Origin of the sequence: Nocardia salmonicida (assembly GCF_036142455.1) — a bacterium.
Classification (GTDB): Bacteria; Actinomycetota; Actinomycetes; order Mycobacteriales; family Mycobacteriaceae; genus Nocardia; species Nocardia salmonicida.
On record NZ_CP108014.1, the window covers coordinates 5928654 to 5944483 of the forward strand.

At 67.4% G+C, this 15830-nt stretch carries 13 protein-coding genes and 1 pseudogene; 11 read left to right on the forward strand and 3 right to left on the reverse strand.

The window, feature by feature from the left end; all coding sequences use genetic code 11:
* Positions 1–183 precede the first annotated feature (183 nt).
* Genes OHS03_RS27785 through OHS03_RS27815 form a run of 7 tightly spaced genes read left to right on the forward strand, consistent with a single transcriptional unit; the run spans position 184 to position 8213 of the window.
* A complete protein-coding gene (locus OHS03_RS27785) occupies positions 184–1104 on the forward strand; it encodes an ABC transporter permease (RefSeq protein ID WP_063893795.1) in 921 nt (306 codons plus the stop codon).
* Positions 1101–1973, forward strand: coding sequence for an ABC transporter permease (locus tag OHS03_RS27790; RefSeq protein WP_328658123.1), 873 nt, complete (start codon positions 1101–1103; stop codon positions 1971–1973). Before OHS03_RS27785 ends, OHS03_RS27790 begins: the two co-directional genes overlap by 4 nt.
* Complete coding sequence (locus OHS03_RS27795; protein WP_328658125.1) at positions 1970–2965, forward strand: ABC transporter ATP-binding protein; 996 nt, start codon at positions 1970–1972, stop codon at positions 2963–2965. The genes OHS03_RS27790 and OHS03_RS27795 overlap by 4 nt, the downstream gene beginning before the upstream one ends.
* On the forward strand, positions 2962–3957 hold the full coding sequence (locus tag OHS03_RS27800; RefSeq protein WP_328658128.1) for an ABC transporter ATP-binding protein: 996 nt from the start codon (positions 2962–2964) through the stop codon (positions 3955–3957). Before OHS03_RS27795 ends, OHS03_RS27800 begins: the two co-directional genes overlap by 4 nt.
* Positions 3957–5486, forward strand: a complete 1530-nt coding sequence (locus tag OHS03_RS27805; RefSeq protein WP_328658129.1) for an ABC transporter substrate-binding protein — start codon at positions 3957–3959, stop codon at positions 5484–5486. The genes OHS03_RS27800 and OHS03_RS27805 overlap by 1 nt, the downstream gene beginning before the upstream one ends.
* A 4-nt stretch (positions 5487–5490) precedes the next feature.
* Positions 5491–6744: an amidohydrolase family protein gene (locus tag OHS03_RS27810; protein ID WP_328658131.1), complete on the forward strand. Its 1254-nt coding sequence runs from the start codon at positions 5491–5493 to the stop codon at positions 6742–6744.
* Positions 6745–6746: 2 nt separating this feature from the next.
* Positions 6747–8213 (forward strand): chlorohydrolase family protein, encoded by a 1467-nt coding sequence (locus tag OHS03_RS27815; RefSeq protein ID WP_328658133.1) that lies wholly within the window; start codon positions 6747–6749, stop codon positions 8211–8213.
* 27 nt (positions 8214–8240) lie between these two features.
* On the opposite strand, the gene OHS03_RS27820 is transcribed toward OHS03_RS27815, so the two are convergent.
* Entirely contained in the window at positions 8241–9236 is a 996-nt protein-coding gene (locus OHS03_RS27820; protein ID WP_328658135.1) for an acrylyl-CoA reductase family protein, read from the reverse strand.
* Positions 9237–9288: 52 nt separating this feature from the next.
* Positions 9289–10356, reverse strand: a complete 1068-nt coding sequence (locus OHS03_RS27825; protein WP_328664437.1) for a DNA polymerase IV — start codon at positions 10354–10356, stop codon at positions 9289–9291.
* A 104-nt stretch (positions 10357–10460) separates the two neighbouring features.
* Between OHS03_RS27825 and OHS03_RS27830 the strand changes: the two are divergent.
* Positions 10461–10868 (forward strand): annotated as a pseudogene (locus tag OHS03_RS27830) (PaaI family thioesterase); the annotation flags it as partial.
* Positions 10869–11093: 225 nt separating this feature from the next.
* Here the strand turns inward: OHS03_RS27830 and lon are convergent.
* Complete coding sequence (gene lon / locus OHS03_RS27835; RefSeq protein WP_328658136.1) at positions 11094–13535, reverse strand: endopeptidase La; 2442 nt, start codon at positions 13533–13535, stop codon at positions 11094–11096.
* Positions 13536–13733: 198 nt separating this feature from the next.
* Here lon and OHS03_RS27840 point away from each other — a divergent pair, with 198 nt between their 5' ends.
* Genes OHS03_RS27840 through OHS03_RS27850 form a run of 3 tightly spaced genes read left to right on the forward strand, consistent with a single transcriptional unit; the run spans position 13734 to position 15825 of the window.
* Positions 13734–14231: a pyridoxamine 5'-phosphate oxidase family protein gene (locus OHS03_RS27840; RefSeq protein ID WP_328658139.1), complete on the forward strand. Its 498-nt coding sequence runs from the start codon at positions 13734–13736 to the stop codon at positions 14229–14231.
* A 50-nt stretch (positions 14232–14281) separates the two neighbouring features.
* The gene (locus tag OHS03_RS27845) at positions 14282–14689 is read left to right on the forward strand and encodes a YciI family protein (RefSeq protein WP_328658141.1); all 408 of its coding nucleotides are present in this window, start codon (positions 14282–14284) and stop codon (positions 14687–14689) included.
* Positions 14686–15825 carry an RNA polymerase sigma factor gene (locus OHS03_RS27850; RefSeq protein WP_328658143.1) on the forward strand — a complete coding sequence of 380 codons (1140 nt, stop codon included), beginning with the start codon at positions 14686–14688 and terminating at the stop codon, positions 15823–15825. The genes OHS03_RS27845 and OHS03_RS27850 overlap by 4 nt, the downstream gene beginning before the upstream one ends.
* Positions 15826–15830 lie beyond the last annotated feature (5 nt).

Consider the following 15830-nt stretch of genomic DNA (forward strand, 5'->3'; position numbering starts at 1 on the left):
TCCTGTAATGACCTGCGCGCAAGCATGCCGAAACGGTCGAAAACTGGGCTTGACGTCTGCATTGCCGCCGGTTGCCAGCGTTGAATCATTCACGGACCCGAAACTTTCAGAACACAACGGGGATACACGGAAAATCAATTCTGTATACCGAATGACATTCTCGGCCCACAGAGAGGATCAGTGTTGGCCGTCTATCTGATCCGCCGCCTCGCCCAGGCGGTGATCACCGTGTTCGCCGTCATCTCCCTGGCGTTCCTGCTCGGCAGACTCACCGGCAGCCCCGTGGCTTCCCTCCTGCCGGAAACGGCGAGCGAGGCCGACATCGCGGCGCTCGAAGCCGAACTCGGCTTCGACAAACCACCGCTGACGCAGTACCTCGACTATCTGACCGGGATACTGACCGGCGACTTCGGGGACTCGTACCAGCAGTCCGGCACCTCGTCGATGACGCTGGTCCTCCAGCGCCTACCCGCGTCACTGCAGTTGGGTGCCGCCGGTTTCACGATCGGCCTCGCACTGGCCGTGGCGGTCGTGCTGGCCATCCATCTCAGCGGCCGCTGGTCGCTGCGCGGGGTGGCGCTCGGGGTCGGCGCGGCACGACTCGCGGTGCCGGACTTCCTGTTCGGATTGCTGCTGGTGCTGGTGTTCTCGGTGACGCTCGGCTGGTTGCCGTCGCTGGCCGGCGCCGATCCACTCGCGATCGTCATGCCCGCCGTGACCATCGCGACGGCACAGTTCGTCGTCTACTCACGCCTTCTGGACAACTCACTGGTGGCCGAAAGCTCCCAGGACTACGTGCGCACCGCGTATTCGCGCGGCGAGCGGCGGTCGTCGGTGCTGCTGCGTGAGGTGCTGCCCAACGCGCTGCTACCGGTGCTCACCATCTCGGGAATCACGCTGGGCACCTTGCTCGGTGGCCTTGTAATCGTCGAAAACGTCTTTGCCTGGCCTGGATTGGGCCAGCTGATGCTGGATGCGGTGTTCAACAGGGACTTTCCGGTGGTCCAGTCCGGATTGATCGTGATCGCGACCATCTTCGTGATCGTCAATTTCGGCATCGACGTCCTCTACGGCGTCATCGATCCGAGAGCGAGACTCCGTTGAGCCGTCCCCGCAATCCCGCCACGATCTTCGGCGTCGCGATGATCCTCGCGGTCGTGCTGTTCTCTCTGCTCTATCCCCTCCTGCCCGGCTATGACCCGTACGCGCAGCAACTCGCGTCGGCGTTCGTCCGGCCCTTCACCGACGGGCACTATCCGCTCGGCACCGATTCCCTCGGTCGTGACCTGGCGAGCAGGCTGGCGCTGGCCGGACGGATCACGCTCGGACTCGTCCTGGTGATCGTGGTGGTCAACGCACTGATCGGGATGACAATCGGGACAGTGTCCGGCTACTTCCGCGGAATCGTCGACAACGTCTTGATGGGCGTCGCCGATGTGCAACTCGCTGTCCCGATGACCTTGGTGATCATGGCGGTGTCGGCCATTCACGGCCCGAGTACCGCGCTGATGGCGACGATCCTCGGCGTCACCTTCTGGGTCGGCTATGCCAGGGTGGCCCGCTCGGTCGCACTCGGTCTGTCGGGCCGCGATTTCGTGATCGCGCCGAAGCTGCTCGGCGCACGCTCGGGCTGGGTGATGCGCAAGCACGTGGTCGGGCACGTCACCGTGCCGGTGCTGATTCTGGCCACCGCCGATCTCGGCAATGTGCTCATCATGATCTCGTCGTTCGACTATCTCGGGCTCGGCGTACAGCCACCGACCCCGAGCTGGGGCTTGATGATCACCGACGGGCAGAAGTACCTGCGCCAGGCCCCGTATCTGACGATCGTGCCCGCTGTCGCGTTGCTGCTGGTGATCGGCGGCACCTTGCTGGCCAGTAGGCGATTCACCGATGAGGGCCAAGGGCTACGCCGGGTCCGGCGAGCGCCACGTGCCCGCCGCGGCGCCCTCGCGAAAGAGGTTATGGCATGAACGCGCTCTTGGAGATCACCGATCTCACCGTGGGTTACGAGACCGCCGGTCGCCGGGTCGTGCTCGTCGACTCGGTGAGTCTGCGCCTCGACGAGGGCGAAGTGCTCTGTCTCGTCGGCGAATCCGGTTCGGGCAAGTCGGTGACGATGCTCGCCGTCCTCGGCCTGCTCCCGCCGCCGTTGACGATCTTCTCTGGCAGCGTGCGCTTCCGCGGCGATGAACTCGTCGGCGCCGACGACGAAACCCTGCGGCGGCTGCGCGGTGCGCAGCTCGGCATGGTCTTCCAGGATCCGATGACCACGCTCAACCCCGTGCGCCGGGTCGGCGCCCAGATCGGCCGTGCGCTGGCGGTCCATCAACGGCTCGATGCCAAGGCTCGCAAACGCCGGGTGATCGAACTGCTCGCCTCGGTCGGCATTCCACAACCCGCGCACCGGGCGCGCGCCTATCCCCATCAGTGGTCGGGCGGTATGCGTCAGCGCGCGGTGATCGCCATGGCCATGGCCAACGAGCCGGCGGTACTCATCGCCGACGAGCCGACCACTGCCCTCGATGTGACCATCCAGGCCCAGCTCATGGAGGTGCTCGCGCAGGCGAGGGCGCGCAGCGGCGCGGCAATGGTGCTGATCACCCACGATCTCGGACTGGTCGCCCAGCACGCCGATCGGGTGGCGATCATGTACGCGGGCCGGGTCGTCGAAACCGGGACGGTCTGGCAGATCTTCGCCGCCGCGGCCCATCCCTACACCCGTGGTTTGCAGCGCAGCCTGCTCGGGCAGGCGGGCGCGGGCCGCGCCTACGCCATTCCCGGCTCGCCACCCTCCCCCACGAAGCGACCGCCCGGCTGCGGCTTCGCTCCCCGCTGCGAGTTCGTGGGCAAGAACGGCGAATGCGACACCGCCACCCCAGCTCTCGTCGACTTCGGCGACGGACGCGACCTCGCCTGCCCGCCGGTGCTCACTGCCCCTCTCCGACAGGACCTTTCGGCATGACCGCGATCGATACCGCCGAGGAAGTGATCCGCGTCGACGGACTGGAGGTCAGCTTCACCAGCCGCCGCGGCCTCACCGGCAAACGCAGGCTACGTGCTCTCGACGGCGTCAGTTTCGGAGTCCGACGCGGTGAAACCTTCGGCCTCGTAGGCGAATCCGGCGGCGGTAAGTCGACCTTGGTACGCACGATCTTCGGGATCAACACTCCCACCGCCGGTTCGGTGCGCATTCTCGGCCGAGACCTGGCCACTCTGCGGCCCGCCGCGAGCCGGGCGCTGCGCAACAGGGTGCAGCTGGTGTTCCAAGACCCGTATTCCTCGCTCGACCCCCGAATGACAGCGCACGACATCGTCGCCGAACCGCTACAGATCGCAGGCGGTTACTCCCGCGCACGCGTCGTGGAACTGCTCGAACAGGTCGGCCTCGGCCAGGACGCGCTCGACCGGCGTCCCGCCGAGTTCTCCGGTGGGCAGCGGCAGCGGCTCGGCATCGCCAGGGCGCTCGCGCCGCGACCGGAGGTGCTGGTGCTCGACGAGCCGGTCTCCGCGCTCGACGCCTCGGTGCAGGCGCAGGTGATCAACCTGTTGCAAGACCTGCAAGCACAACTCGGGCTGTCGTATCTGTTCATCGCACACGACCTTTCGGTGGTCCGGCACCTGTCGGACCGGGTCGCGGTGATGCATCTGGGCAAGCTCGTCGAGATCGGCGCGACCGAAGACGTGTTCACCGGGCCCCGGCATCCGTACACGCGGGCACTGATCGCGTCGGCCCCCGTCCCAGACCCGCACCAACGGCGTCACGACACCTCCCTGCTGGTGCGCGGGGAACTCCCCGATGCGGCGAACCCGCCGAGCGGCTGCACCTTCCGCACCCGTTGCCCACTGGCGACGGACGAATGTGCGACACGCATCCCGGAACTCGAACCACAAGGTCCCGCCGACCATGTCGCGGCCTGCCTGCACCCGCTCGCACGCCCTTCGAAAGGAAACTGATGAAACCGATCACCCGCAGTGTGGCAACAGGACTCGCTGTCCTAGCGTTCTCCACCTTCACCCTCAGCGCCTGCGCACCGGCGGGCACCGAAACCGCGTCGACGAAGACGCTGGTCGTCGGTGCGGTCACCGAACCGACGGACGTGCCGGACCCGATCACCGACGGGTCGCTGGCCGGCTACAACTACTACTTCGCGACATTCGACCAGCTCGCCAGGTTCGACAGCGAAGGTGTGATCGGGCCGAAACTGGCGACCGAGTGGGAGCACAACGCCGACTTCACCCAGTGGACCTTCACGATTCGCGACGACGTGAAATTCCACAACGGCGAACCGGTGAAGGCCTCCGATGTGGCGTTCACCTACAACAAGATCAAAGCCACTCCCACCGGCGATCCGGCCACCTACATGGAGATGTTCGCCTCGGCGGCCGTCGGACCGGACAACACGGTGGTGTTCAGCCTCAACGCCCCCTTCTCCGCGTGGCCGACGATCACCACCGGCGTCTCGATCGTGCCCGAATCCGTCTACACCGCACTGGGTTCCGCCGGATTCGCGGCCGCGCCTGTCGGCTCCGGGCCGTTCGTCTTCAACCACTACACGCGCGGCGTCGAATACGTCGTCAAGCGCAATCCGGACTACTGGGGCGACAAGGCCACGCTCGAGACCGTGACCTTCAAGACGGTGGCCGACGCCGACGCCCGCCTCAACGGCGTTCAATCCGGCAGCCTCGATGTGGCGCTGGTGGCGCCGAATCAGGTCGCGGCCGTCGATGGTTCCAAGAATGTGCACATCGAGTCGCGGGTCTCCAATGGCGTCACCTTCCTCGGCATGAACGCCACGGCGGGCCCGCTGGCCGACCAACGGGTGCGTGAGGCGATCGCGCTGTCGATCGATCGGGACGGCATCGTCAAGAGCTTGCTCGCGGGCCGTGCGACGGTCGACAACCAGCTGGTCGCCAAGAATGTCGGGGGTTACGACCCCAAATATCCCGCTCCGGTGCGTGATACGGCCAAGGCCAAGCAACTGCTGGCCGCAGCGGGTTACAACGGCACGCCGATCCCGTTCCAGTACGCGACGAACGGGCGAATTCCGCTGAGTTCGGAGATCGCCCAGTCGATCCAGGCCAACCTGGCAGAAGTCGGGATCACCATCAGTCTGCAGGGCACCGATCAGAGCAGTCTGTCCCAGATGATCTACACGAAGAAGGCCGCCACCGGCATCTACCTCAATACCTACGCGCCGTCGACCATGGACGGTGACGCGCCGATCGCCTCGATGTTCGGCGGGCAGTGGAACGACTACGCGATGCTGCCGGAAACTCAGGCGCTGGTCGCCAAGACCCGCACCGTCGCCGGCCAGGCCAGGATCGATGTCTACCGCGACCTGTTCACCCTCAACGATTCGAAGGCGCTGCTGCTCGGCCTCTACACGCCCGATGCCAGCTACGCGGTGGACCCCGCGTTGAACTGGAAACCACGGGCGGACGGGATGATCACCGTCGACGCCGCGACCTTCGGCAAGGACTGAGCGCGTGGGTGATTCGCTTCTCGTCACCGATGTCCGCCCCTGGGGTGGCCCGCCGGTGGACCTACTGATCGAAAACGGGACGGTGGCCGCGATCTCCGCGGCCGCCGACTCGGCGACGCCTACCGGTGAGCACGTCGACGGTGCGGGCCGGTTGATCCTGCCCGCGCTGTCGGATGTGCACCTGCACCTCGACTCGAGCAGGCTCGGACTGCCCTTCCGTGCCCAGACCGGGATGCCGGGTCGGTGGGGCCGGATCATGAACGATCGCGAGCACTGGCGATCGGCGGAACGTTCCGTAGCCGAGCGGGCCTCGTTCACCCTCGCGGTCGCGGTAGCCAACGGCGCCACCAGAATTCGCAGTCACGCGCAGGTCGACGCCGACACCGGACTCACCAAGCTCGAAGGCGAACTCGCGGCGCGGGAACGCTACGACAAAGTATGCGATGTGGAGATCGTGGCGTTCCCGCAGGTCGGACTCCTGCTGGAGCCCGGTGTCATCGATCTCGTGGACGCGGCGCTGTCGGCCGGAGCCGACCTGGTCGGCGGGATGGACCCGTGTGAACTCGACCGCGATCCGGTGCGGCATCTCGACGCGGTGTTCGGGTTGGCCGCGAAACATCAAGTCGGCGTCGATATCCACCTGCACGAAGCGGGTGAGCTGGGACTGTTCACCTTGTCGCTGATCGTCGACCGCGTACAGGCGCTGGGGATGTCGGGCCTGGCGACCATTTCGCATGCCCGCTGTTTGGCCAGTGGGCTGCCCGGCGTGCCCGCGGCGATCGAGCGGCTGTCGGAGTTCGACATCGCCCTCACTCACGCGGCAGGCGCGCAGGGCTGGGCGCTGCCGTTGCTCGACCTGGCCGCGGCCGGTGTGCGCGTCGGGGTGGGTATGGATGGGCAGCGGGATTACTGGTCGCCCTATGGCAACGGCGACATGCTCGACCGCGCGTGGCAACTCGCGTTCGTCAACGGGTACGGGTCCGACGAGCACGTCGAACACGCGCTCGGCGTCGCGACCTGGGGCGGGGCGAGCGTCATCGACCGGACCCTGCGCCCGCTCGACGGCAGCAACGCGCATCCGGGTTTCGCGGTCGGCGACCCAGCCGAATTCTTCCTGGTCGATGCGGTGAGCCCCGCGGCGGCCGTGATGGATCGACCGGCCGAACGCACCGTAATCCACAGGGGCCACGTGATTTCCGTCGACACCGCACTGGATGGATTCGAGATTCCCGGTCGCTGGGGCGGGGAGAGGAGCTGAGGATGCGTCGCAGTATCCGTGCTCGCCACGTGCTCGCGTATGCAACGGCATCGGAGGCGCAGGTCCTGCTCACCGATGCCGAAGTGGTGGTGGAGGACTCGCGCATCGTCGCCGTCGGTCCACGCGGCTCGGAGCTCGTCGACGAGGTGATCGAACTCGGGGACGCGGTGCTGATGCCCGGCCTCATCGACCTCGACGCGCTGACCGATATCGACCACACCATCTTGGATTCGTGGCAGTCACGCGAGTTGGGGCTCGGCCTGCAATGGTCGCGTGACTACGCGACACATCGACGGCGAGCGGTGTTCGATGCCGAGGAGCGGGCGTTCATCCGGGAGTACGGGTTCGTCCAACTGCTGTTGCACGGAGTGACGACGGCGATGCCGATCGCGTCGGAGGTGCACAGCGATTGGGCGGAGACCTTCGCCGACGCCGTGGCGATGGCCGAATCCGCGCGGCGGCTGGGCCTGCGGGTCTATCTCGGGCCCGCGTACCGGTCCGGGGTCAACGTGGTCGATGCCGACGGCTCGCGGTCCATCTACTGGAACGACGAACTCGGACTCGACGGATTCGAGGACGCGGCGCGGTTCCTGGAGTGGGCCGCGGCGCAGGACACCGATCTCATCCACCCGACCTTGCTGCCCTGCCGGATCGAGACGTTGTCCGAGGATTTGCTGCACCGAACCGCGGCGCTGGCCACGGAGACCGGCGTGCTGGTCCGCCTGCACGCCCTGCAAGGGTTGCACGAGCGAGCGTTCGTGATCGAGCGGTTCGGGGTGCCACCGCTGGCGGTACTCGAGCAGACCGGCTTGCTGGGACCGAATCTGCTCATCCCGCACGGGATCTACATCGATTCGAATCCCCGCGTCGACGCCGATACCGATGACGATCTCGGGACGCTCGCGGCATCGGGAGCATCCATCGTGCACTGTCCGCTCACCTCGGCCAGGCACGGATCGGCGCTCGACAGTTTCGGTCGGTACCGTGCGGCGGGCGTGCGGATCGCCCTCGGCACCGACTCGTTCCCACCGGATCTGCTGCGCGGCATGGATATCGGCGTCACCTTGGCCAAGGTGCTCGCGTCTCGACTCGACGCGGCGACCTACAGCGACTACGTATCAGCCGCCACGCTCGGCGGGGCCGAGGCACTGCACCGACCGGACCTGGGCAAGCTGGTTGTAGGGGCGACCGCCGACCTGGTCGCCTTCCGGCTCGACGACCCCCGCGACGGAGTCCTCGACGATCCGATCCGCACCCTGTGCATGAACAGCACCGGGCGCGCCGCGGACTTCTCGATGATCGCAGGCCGAATCACCCTGCGCGACGGAGTGATTCCCGGCATCGATCTGCTTGCCATGACGCGGCGCGCGCAGTCACTGTTCGACCGGATGCGCGAGGCCTACACCGAACGCGACTACCTACGCCGCCCCGCCGGTGAACTGTTTCCGCCGTCCTTCCCTGCGAAGTAGTCAGTTCCCGGCGTCGGCGCACTGGATTCAGAACTCGTTGGCTACGCCGATCACGGTGCGGCCGGAGTGGGTACCGTCCTTGATCGACTGCAGGACGGTACCGACTTCGGTGATCGGGGTGAAGGACTCGATCGTCGAGAGGTGCTGCGGGCGAAGCTGTTTGCCCAGCGCGGTCCACAGGGCGCGGCGCTTCTCGATCGGCAACTGGACCGAGTCGATGCCGAGCAGGCTGACGCCGCGCAAGATGAAGGGGAGCACGGTGGTGGGAAGTTCGGCGCCGCCGGTGAGACCGCTCGCCGCGACCGCGCCGCCGTAGCCGATGGCGCTGAGAACGTGGGCGAGCGAGGCGCCGCCGACGCTGTCGACCGCCGACGCCCAGTTGGCCTTGTTGAGCGGGCGCGGCTTGGCGTCGGGGTCGAGGGGGAGTCGGCCGATCACCTCGTTGGCGCCGAGTTCGGCGAGCAGGTCGCTCGCGTCGGTCTTGCCGGTGGAGGCGATGACCTCGAAGCCGAGGCCGGAGAGGATGTCGACGGCGACGGTGCCGACACCGCCGGTCGCGCCGGTGACCAGGACGGCGCCGTCGTCGGGGGTGAGTCCGTGGTCGAGCAGGGCCTGCACGCTCATGGCGGCGGTGAAGCCCGCGGTGCCGATGGTGGCGGCGTCACGGGTGTCGAGGCCATCGAGCTTCACCACCCACTCGGCAGGCACCCTGGTGTATTCGGCGAAGCCGCCGTTACGGGAAACACCCAGGTCGTAGCCATGCGCGATCACCTGATCGCCGGGGGCGAAGTCATCGGTGTCCGAGGAGACCACCTCGCCGGTGAGGTCGATGCCCGGCACGATCGGATAGTTGCGAACCACCCCGCCGCGCGGCGTGATCGCCAGCAGATCCTTGTAATTCGCGCTCGAGTAATGGACCTTGATCGTCACGTCGCCGACGCCGAGGAAGTCGTCCCCCACCGTTTCGCGGGCGAGCACGATCCCACCGTCGGATTCACGGGCAACCATCGCTGAGAACTCCATCGCCCGAGCATACGAGTTCGCAGCCCCGATATGGAGGGGCCCGTGACGAAGGTCAGGGTGGGAGTAGTTCCAGGCGGACGCCGAGGAGGCGGACGGGGCGGTCGAGGTCGAAGCGGGCGATTATGGCGAGGGCGGTGTCGACGATGGTGGGGATGTCGTCGGTGGGGGTGGGGAGTTTTTGTTGTTTGCTGCGGGTGTAGAAGGTTTTGGTGCGGACGGTGACCGAGACTCGGGTGCTCGTTCGGTGGTTTTCGCGCATTTCCTCGGCGACTTCGGTGGCCAGGCGGGCAACCTCGCGGTGGATTTCCTCGGGTTCGGTGAGGTCGTGGGGGAAGGTTTCGGATTTGCTGCGGCCTACCGGGACTCGTGGGGTCGTCGAGAGTTCGGTGTCGCCCTTGCCGTGGCCGAGGACCCAGAGGTAGGGGCCGGTGCTCGGGCCGAATTCGGCGGCCAGGCGGGCGCGGTCGGCGGACATGAGGTCGGCGACCGTGGTGATGTCGAGGTCGGCCATGCGTTTGGCGATGCGGGCGCCGACGCCCCAGAGTGCGTCGGTGGGGCGGTGGCCCATGAGTTCGGTCCAGTTGGCGGCGGTCAGTTCGAAGATGCCCGCGGCGGCGCCCTCGTCGTGTTCGGGTTCGGCGGAGGTCTTGCCGGTGGATTTGGCGAAGCCGGTGGCGAGTTTCGCGGTGAGCTTGTTGTCGCCGATGCCGACCGCGCAGGTGAGTCCGAGTTCGATGATGGCGGTGCGGATTTCGGCGGCGAGCTGCCATGGATCGGCATCGGTGGCGACGAAGGCTTCGTCCATGCCCCAGACCTCGACGGCACCGGCCACCTGGCCGAGTGTCGCCATGATCTCCTCGGAGGCCGCCTCGTAGGCGGCCATGTCGACCGGCAGGAAAACGCCCTCGGGGCACTTGCGCTGCGCCATCTTCAGCGCCATCCCAGCACGCACGCCGAAGGCCCTCGCGGGATAGGAAGCGCAGGTCACGACCTTGCGGGGCTGGGCTGGATCGCCCTCACCACCGACGATGACGGGCTGACCGCGCAACTCAGGGCGACGCCGGAATTCCACCGCCGCCTGGAATTGGTCGAGATCGACATGCAGGAGCCACCGGGGCACGGTTCTGTCATACCCCATGGCACCGACAATCCGGCGTAACCGGGCGTGGCAATATCCGTAGCGCGCCAACCGATCACGACTGAGCTCGAAGAACGGAACACCCGATGCCGACCGAAGCCACCACCCTCGACCTCGACCTGGCGCGCCAGGTGCTCGCCGCGCAGCCTTTCGCCCGTCTGGTCGGCACCGAGCTCACCGAATTCGGTGATGGCGCGGCCACTCTCGTCATCGATATCCAGCCCGAACACGGTCAGCAGTTCGGCTTCGTGCACGGCGGGGTGCTCGCCTACGCCGCCGACAACGCCCTCACCTTCGCCGCGGGCACCGTCCTCGGCCCCAACGTGCTCACCGGCGGCTTCACCATCACCTACCTGCGCCCCGCCCAGGGCGAACGCCTGCGGGTGCACGCCACCGTCCTCGGCGCCACCCGCCGCCAAGCCGTCACCCACTGCGATGTGTACGCAGAAACCGAGGGTGAGGAACCCATCCTCTGCGCGGTCGCCCAGGGCACCACCCGCCGCGTCGAAAAGGACCTCGCTCCCTCCGCCGAGGAGGACGAATTCGACGACGATGTCGAACTCGACGACGACGACCAGGACAACTACGACACCGACCAGCTGGCAGTGGTCATCGTCGACGGCCCGGTACTGCCGCCGACCGTGAGCCGCTAGCGGGGCTGCGGATACGACGAACGGGCCGCGCGCGGATGACTGCGCACGGCCCGTCGACGGTTCGGATCAGGCGCTGACGGCGAAGGTCTTGCCGTCGGCGGCGGGTTCGGCGATGGGTTCGATGGCGTAGGCCAGGATGTCTGCCACGTCGGCGACGGGGCGGACGTTCAGTGCGGCGAGGACCTCGGCCGGGACCTCGTCGAGGTCCGGTTCGTTGCGGGCGGGGATGAAGACGGTCTTCAACCCGGCTCGCTGGGCGGCGAGGAGCTTCTGTTTCACGCCGCCGATGGGCAGGACGCTGCCGTTGAGGGTGACCTCGCCGGTCATCCCCACATCGCCGCGGACCGGGCGGCCGAGGGCCAGCGACACCAGGGCGGTGACCATGGTGACGCCCGCCGACGGGCCGTCCTTCGGGACAGCGCCCGCGGGGAAGTGGATGTGGATGTTGCGGTCGAGGACCTTGGGTTCGATGCCGATTTCCTCCAGGTGCGAGCGCACGTAGGTGAGGGCGATCTGGGCGGACTCCTTCATGACGTCGCCGAGTTGGCCGGTGAGCGTGAGGGAGCGTTCGCCCTCGGCGCCGTTGGCCTCGATGTAGAGCACATCGCCGCCCGCACCGGTCACCGCGAGGCCCGTCGCCACGCCCGGGACCGAGGTACGTTCCATCGAATCCGGGGTGAAGCGGGGACGGCCGAGGTAGTCGGTCAGGTTGTCGATGTCGACGACCAGTGACGTCACCGCTCCCGCAGGCTGCGCACCGGATTCGAGGTCGATGACATTGTCGTAGCCGAGCGTCGGGTCGTAGCCGAGCGCGGCGTCCTCGTCGTGAGCGGCTGCGTCACCGGTGACGAGGCGAGTCGCCGCCTTGCGCAGGGCTTTTGCCACCAACCGCTCCATCTGACGAACACCGGCCTCGCGGGTGTAGTTCGCCGCGATCTCGCGCAGCGCAGCGTCGGTGATCGACACCTCCTGCGCGGTCAGCGCATTGCGTTCCAGCTGGCGGGGGACCAGGAAGTCGCGGGCGATGGCCACCTTGTCGGCCTCGGTGTAACCGTCGACGGTGATGAGCTCCATGCGGTCCAGCAGGGGACCGGGGATGGTGTCCATGACATTGGCCGTCGCGATGAACAGGACATTCGACAGGTCGAGGTCCAGGTCGAGGTAGTGATCGCGGAAGGTGTGGTTCTGCGCGGGGTCGAGGACCTCGAGCAGGGCCGCCGCCGGATCACCACGGAAGTCGGAGCCGACCTTGTCGATCTCGTCCAGCAGGACAACGGGATTCATCGAACCCGCCTCCTTCACCGCACGCACGATCCGGCCGGGCAGCGCGCCGACGTAAGTACGGCGGTGACCACGGATCTCGGCTTCGTCGCGCACACCGCCGAGAGCGACGCGAACGAACTTGCGGCCGAGAGCCTTTGCGACAGACTCACCCAGCGAGGTCTTACCGACACCGGGCGGACCGACCAGCACGAGCACCGCGCCGGAACCACGTCCGCCGACGACCTCGAGACCACGAGCGGCCCGCCGCGTTCGCACCGCCAGGTACTCGACCATGCGGTCCTTGACCTCTTCGAGGCCGTGGTGATCGGCGTCGAGTACCGCGCGAGCGGCCGAAACATCGGTGCTGTCTTCGGTTTTCACCGTCCACGGCAGTTCGAGCACGGTGTCGAGCCAGGTGCGGATCCAGCCCGATTCCGGGCTCTGGTCGCTGGCGCGCTCCAACCGGCCGACCTCGCGCAGCGCCTCGGCGCGCACGTTCTCGGGCAGGTCGGCGTTCTCGACGCGGGTGCGGTAGTCGTCGGCGCCGTCGGGTTCGTCCTCGCCGAGTTCCTTGCGGATGGCGTTGAGCTGCTGGCGCAGCAGGAACTCGCGCTGGCTCTTCTCCATGCCGTCGCGGACATCTTCGGAGATCTTGTCGGTGACCTCGACCTCGGCGATGTGGTCTCTGATCCAGTCGATCTGCTTGGTCAGCCGCACGGCGACATCGGGGGTCTCGAGCAGCTCGCGCTTCTGGTCATCGGACAGGTACGGCGCGTAGCCCGCGGTGTCGGCGATGGCCTCGGCGTCGGCGAGCTGGTTCACGATGTCGATGATCTGCCAGGCCTCACGGCGCTGGAGCACGGCGACGACCAGCTTCTTGTACTCGGCGGCCAGCGCGATGGTGTGCTCGTCGGGCTCGACCGCCTCGACGAGTTCGGCCTCCACCCACAGCGCGGCGCCCGGCCCGGTGACCCCGTGCCCGATCCGCGCCCTGCGCTCGGCCTTCAACACGGCCGCGGGCGCGCCGCCGCGCATCCGGCCGACCTGTTCGATGGTGGCGACGACGCCGTAGGACGCGTACCCCTCGTCCAGACGCGGTGCGACCAGCACCGAGCCGGTTTTGGCGGCCTGCGCCGCGTCGATGGCGGCCTGCGCGGATTCGTCCAGTTCGATGGGCACGACCATGCCCGGCAGCACGATCGGATCGGTCAGGAACAGCACCGGCAGGTTCTGAGCTGAAGTCATGTCGACCCTTCCAGAGTTGAGCTTTGCTGACTCAACATGGGCCCCCGGTGGTTTGTTCCTGCAGGTGGCGCCGTTCACTCACGGCGAAAAAGTTCTCCGAAATATCTTTCGTCGGGGATGTCGAGAACGCGCGGGCGGCTCCGTCCCAGGGGTACGAGCAGCCGAACGGGCCTCGACGACATCGAAGGAGCGACCGCCATGGAACAGCACGAGATCACCGAGATCCTGAACCGCCCGCACAGCCAGGAACTGCTGGCCCGCGACCTGCTCCGCATGGCCTACGTCGCCAAGGACGGCACGCCGCGCAATGTCCCGGTCGGTTTCGCCTGGAACGGCGCGGAGATCGTCGTCTGCACCTCGACGAACGCACCGAAGCTGCCTTCGCTGCGCCACAACCCCGCCGTCGCGCTGACCATCGATACCGAGGTGCACCCGCCGAAGATGCTGCTGATCCGCGGGCGGGCGGAGCTGGACGTGGTGGACGGCATCCCGGCGGAATACCTGGAGATGAACGGCAGCTACGAGATGACCGCCGAGCAGCGCGTCGTGTGGGAGGCCGAGGTCCATTCGCTCTACGAGAGCATGGTCCGGATCGTCATCACGCCGACCTGGGTCAAGCTCATCGACTTCGAGACCACCCTGCCGTCCGCGGTCGAGGAACTCATCCAGCAGCGGGCCGAGCGTCAGAACGCCTGAAACCGACCTGTCCCGGCCAGAATGGGCCGAAACGAATCGAGGAGAACATCATGGCCAAGTACCTGCTGCTCAAGCACTACCGCGGCGCTCCCGCCTCGGTGAACGACGTGCCGATGGATCGGTGGACGCCGGAGGAAGTGACCGCGCACGTGCGGTACATGGAGGATTTCGCCGCACGGCTGCAATCGACCGGCGAATACGTCGACAGTCAGGCGCTGACCACGCAGGGCACCTTCGTCCGCTCCGACGGCGAGGGGCGCCCGCCGGTCACCGACGGGCCGTTCGCGGAGACCAAGGACCTGATCGCGGGCTGGATGATCATCGACGTCGACACCTACGACCGAGCCCTCGAACTGGCCGGTGAGCTGTCGGCGGCGCCGGGCGCGGGCGGGAAGCCGGTCCAGGAGTGGCTCGAACTGCGGCCGTTCTACGCGGAACTGCCCACGGTGACCGAATGAACGAAGCGCTGGTGCGCGAACTCGTCCCCGCGGTGATCGGGATCCTCGTCCGCCGCGGGGCCGAGTTCGCCGCGGCCGAGGACGCGGTACAGGAGGCGCTGATCCGTGCGCTGGAAACCTGGCCCGACGATCCACCGCGCGATGCGAAAGGCTGGCTCGTCGCCGTCGCCTGGCGCAAGTTCATCGATGCGACACGAGCCGAAACATCGCGGCGGGGTCGGGAATTCGCGGTCGATGCCGAGCCGGAAGCCGGACCGGTGCCCGCCACGGACGACACACTGTGGCTGTATTTCCTGTGCGCGCACCCTTCGCTGTCTCCCGGCTCGGCCGTCGCGTTGACCTTGCGCGCGGTCGGCGGCCTGACGACTCGGCAGATCGCGACGGCCTATCTCGTGCCGGAATCCACTATGGCGCAACGGATCAGCCGGGCGAAGAAGCGGATCGCGGGCTTGCCGCTCGACCGGCCCAGCGATCCGACGACCGTGCTGCGCGTGCTCTACCTCGTCTTCAACGAGGGCTACAGCGGCGATGTCGACCTGGCGGCCGAAGCCATCCGACTCACCCGCCAGCTCGCCGCCTCGACCGACGAGCCCGAGGTCTCGGGACTGCTCGCGCTGATGCTGCTGCACCACGCTCGCCGTGCGTCACGCACCGAAGGTCCCCGCCTGGTTCCACTCGCGGAGCAGGACCGAACACGGTGGGACACAAAACTTATCGCTGAAGGGGTGATCATTCTGCAGGCAGCGTTGGCCCGCGACCGGCTGGGCGAATACCAGGCCCAAGCCGCGATCGCCGCCCTGCACGCCGACGCCCCGAGCACCGCCGAAACCGACTGGGTACAGATCGTGGAGTGGTACGACGAACTGCTGCTTCTCATCGACAGCCCGGTGGTGCGCCTGAACCGCGCGGTCGCGCTCGGCGAGGCCGACGGACCTCGAGCGGGCCTGGCCGCACTGGCCGACCTTGACCCAGAACTGCCGCGCCACAACGCATCCCGCGCCTACCTGCTCGAACGGGCGGGCGACCTCGCGCAGGCCGCCACCCTGTACACCGAGGCCGCACACACCGCCACCACCGTGCCCGAGCGCGACCACCTCACCCGCGAGGCAGCCCGGGTACGGCAGCTGCTGTCCTGAGTCGC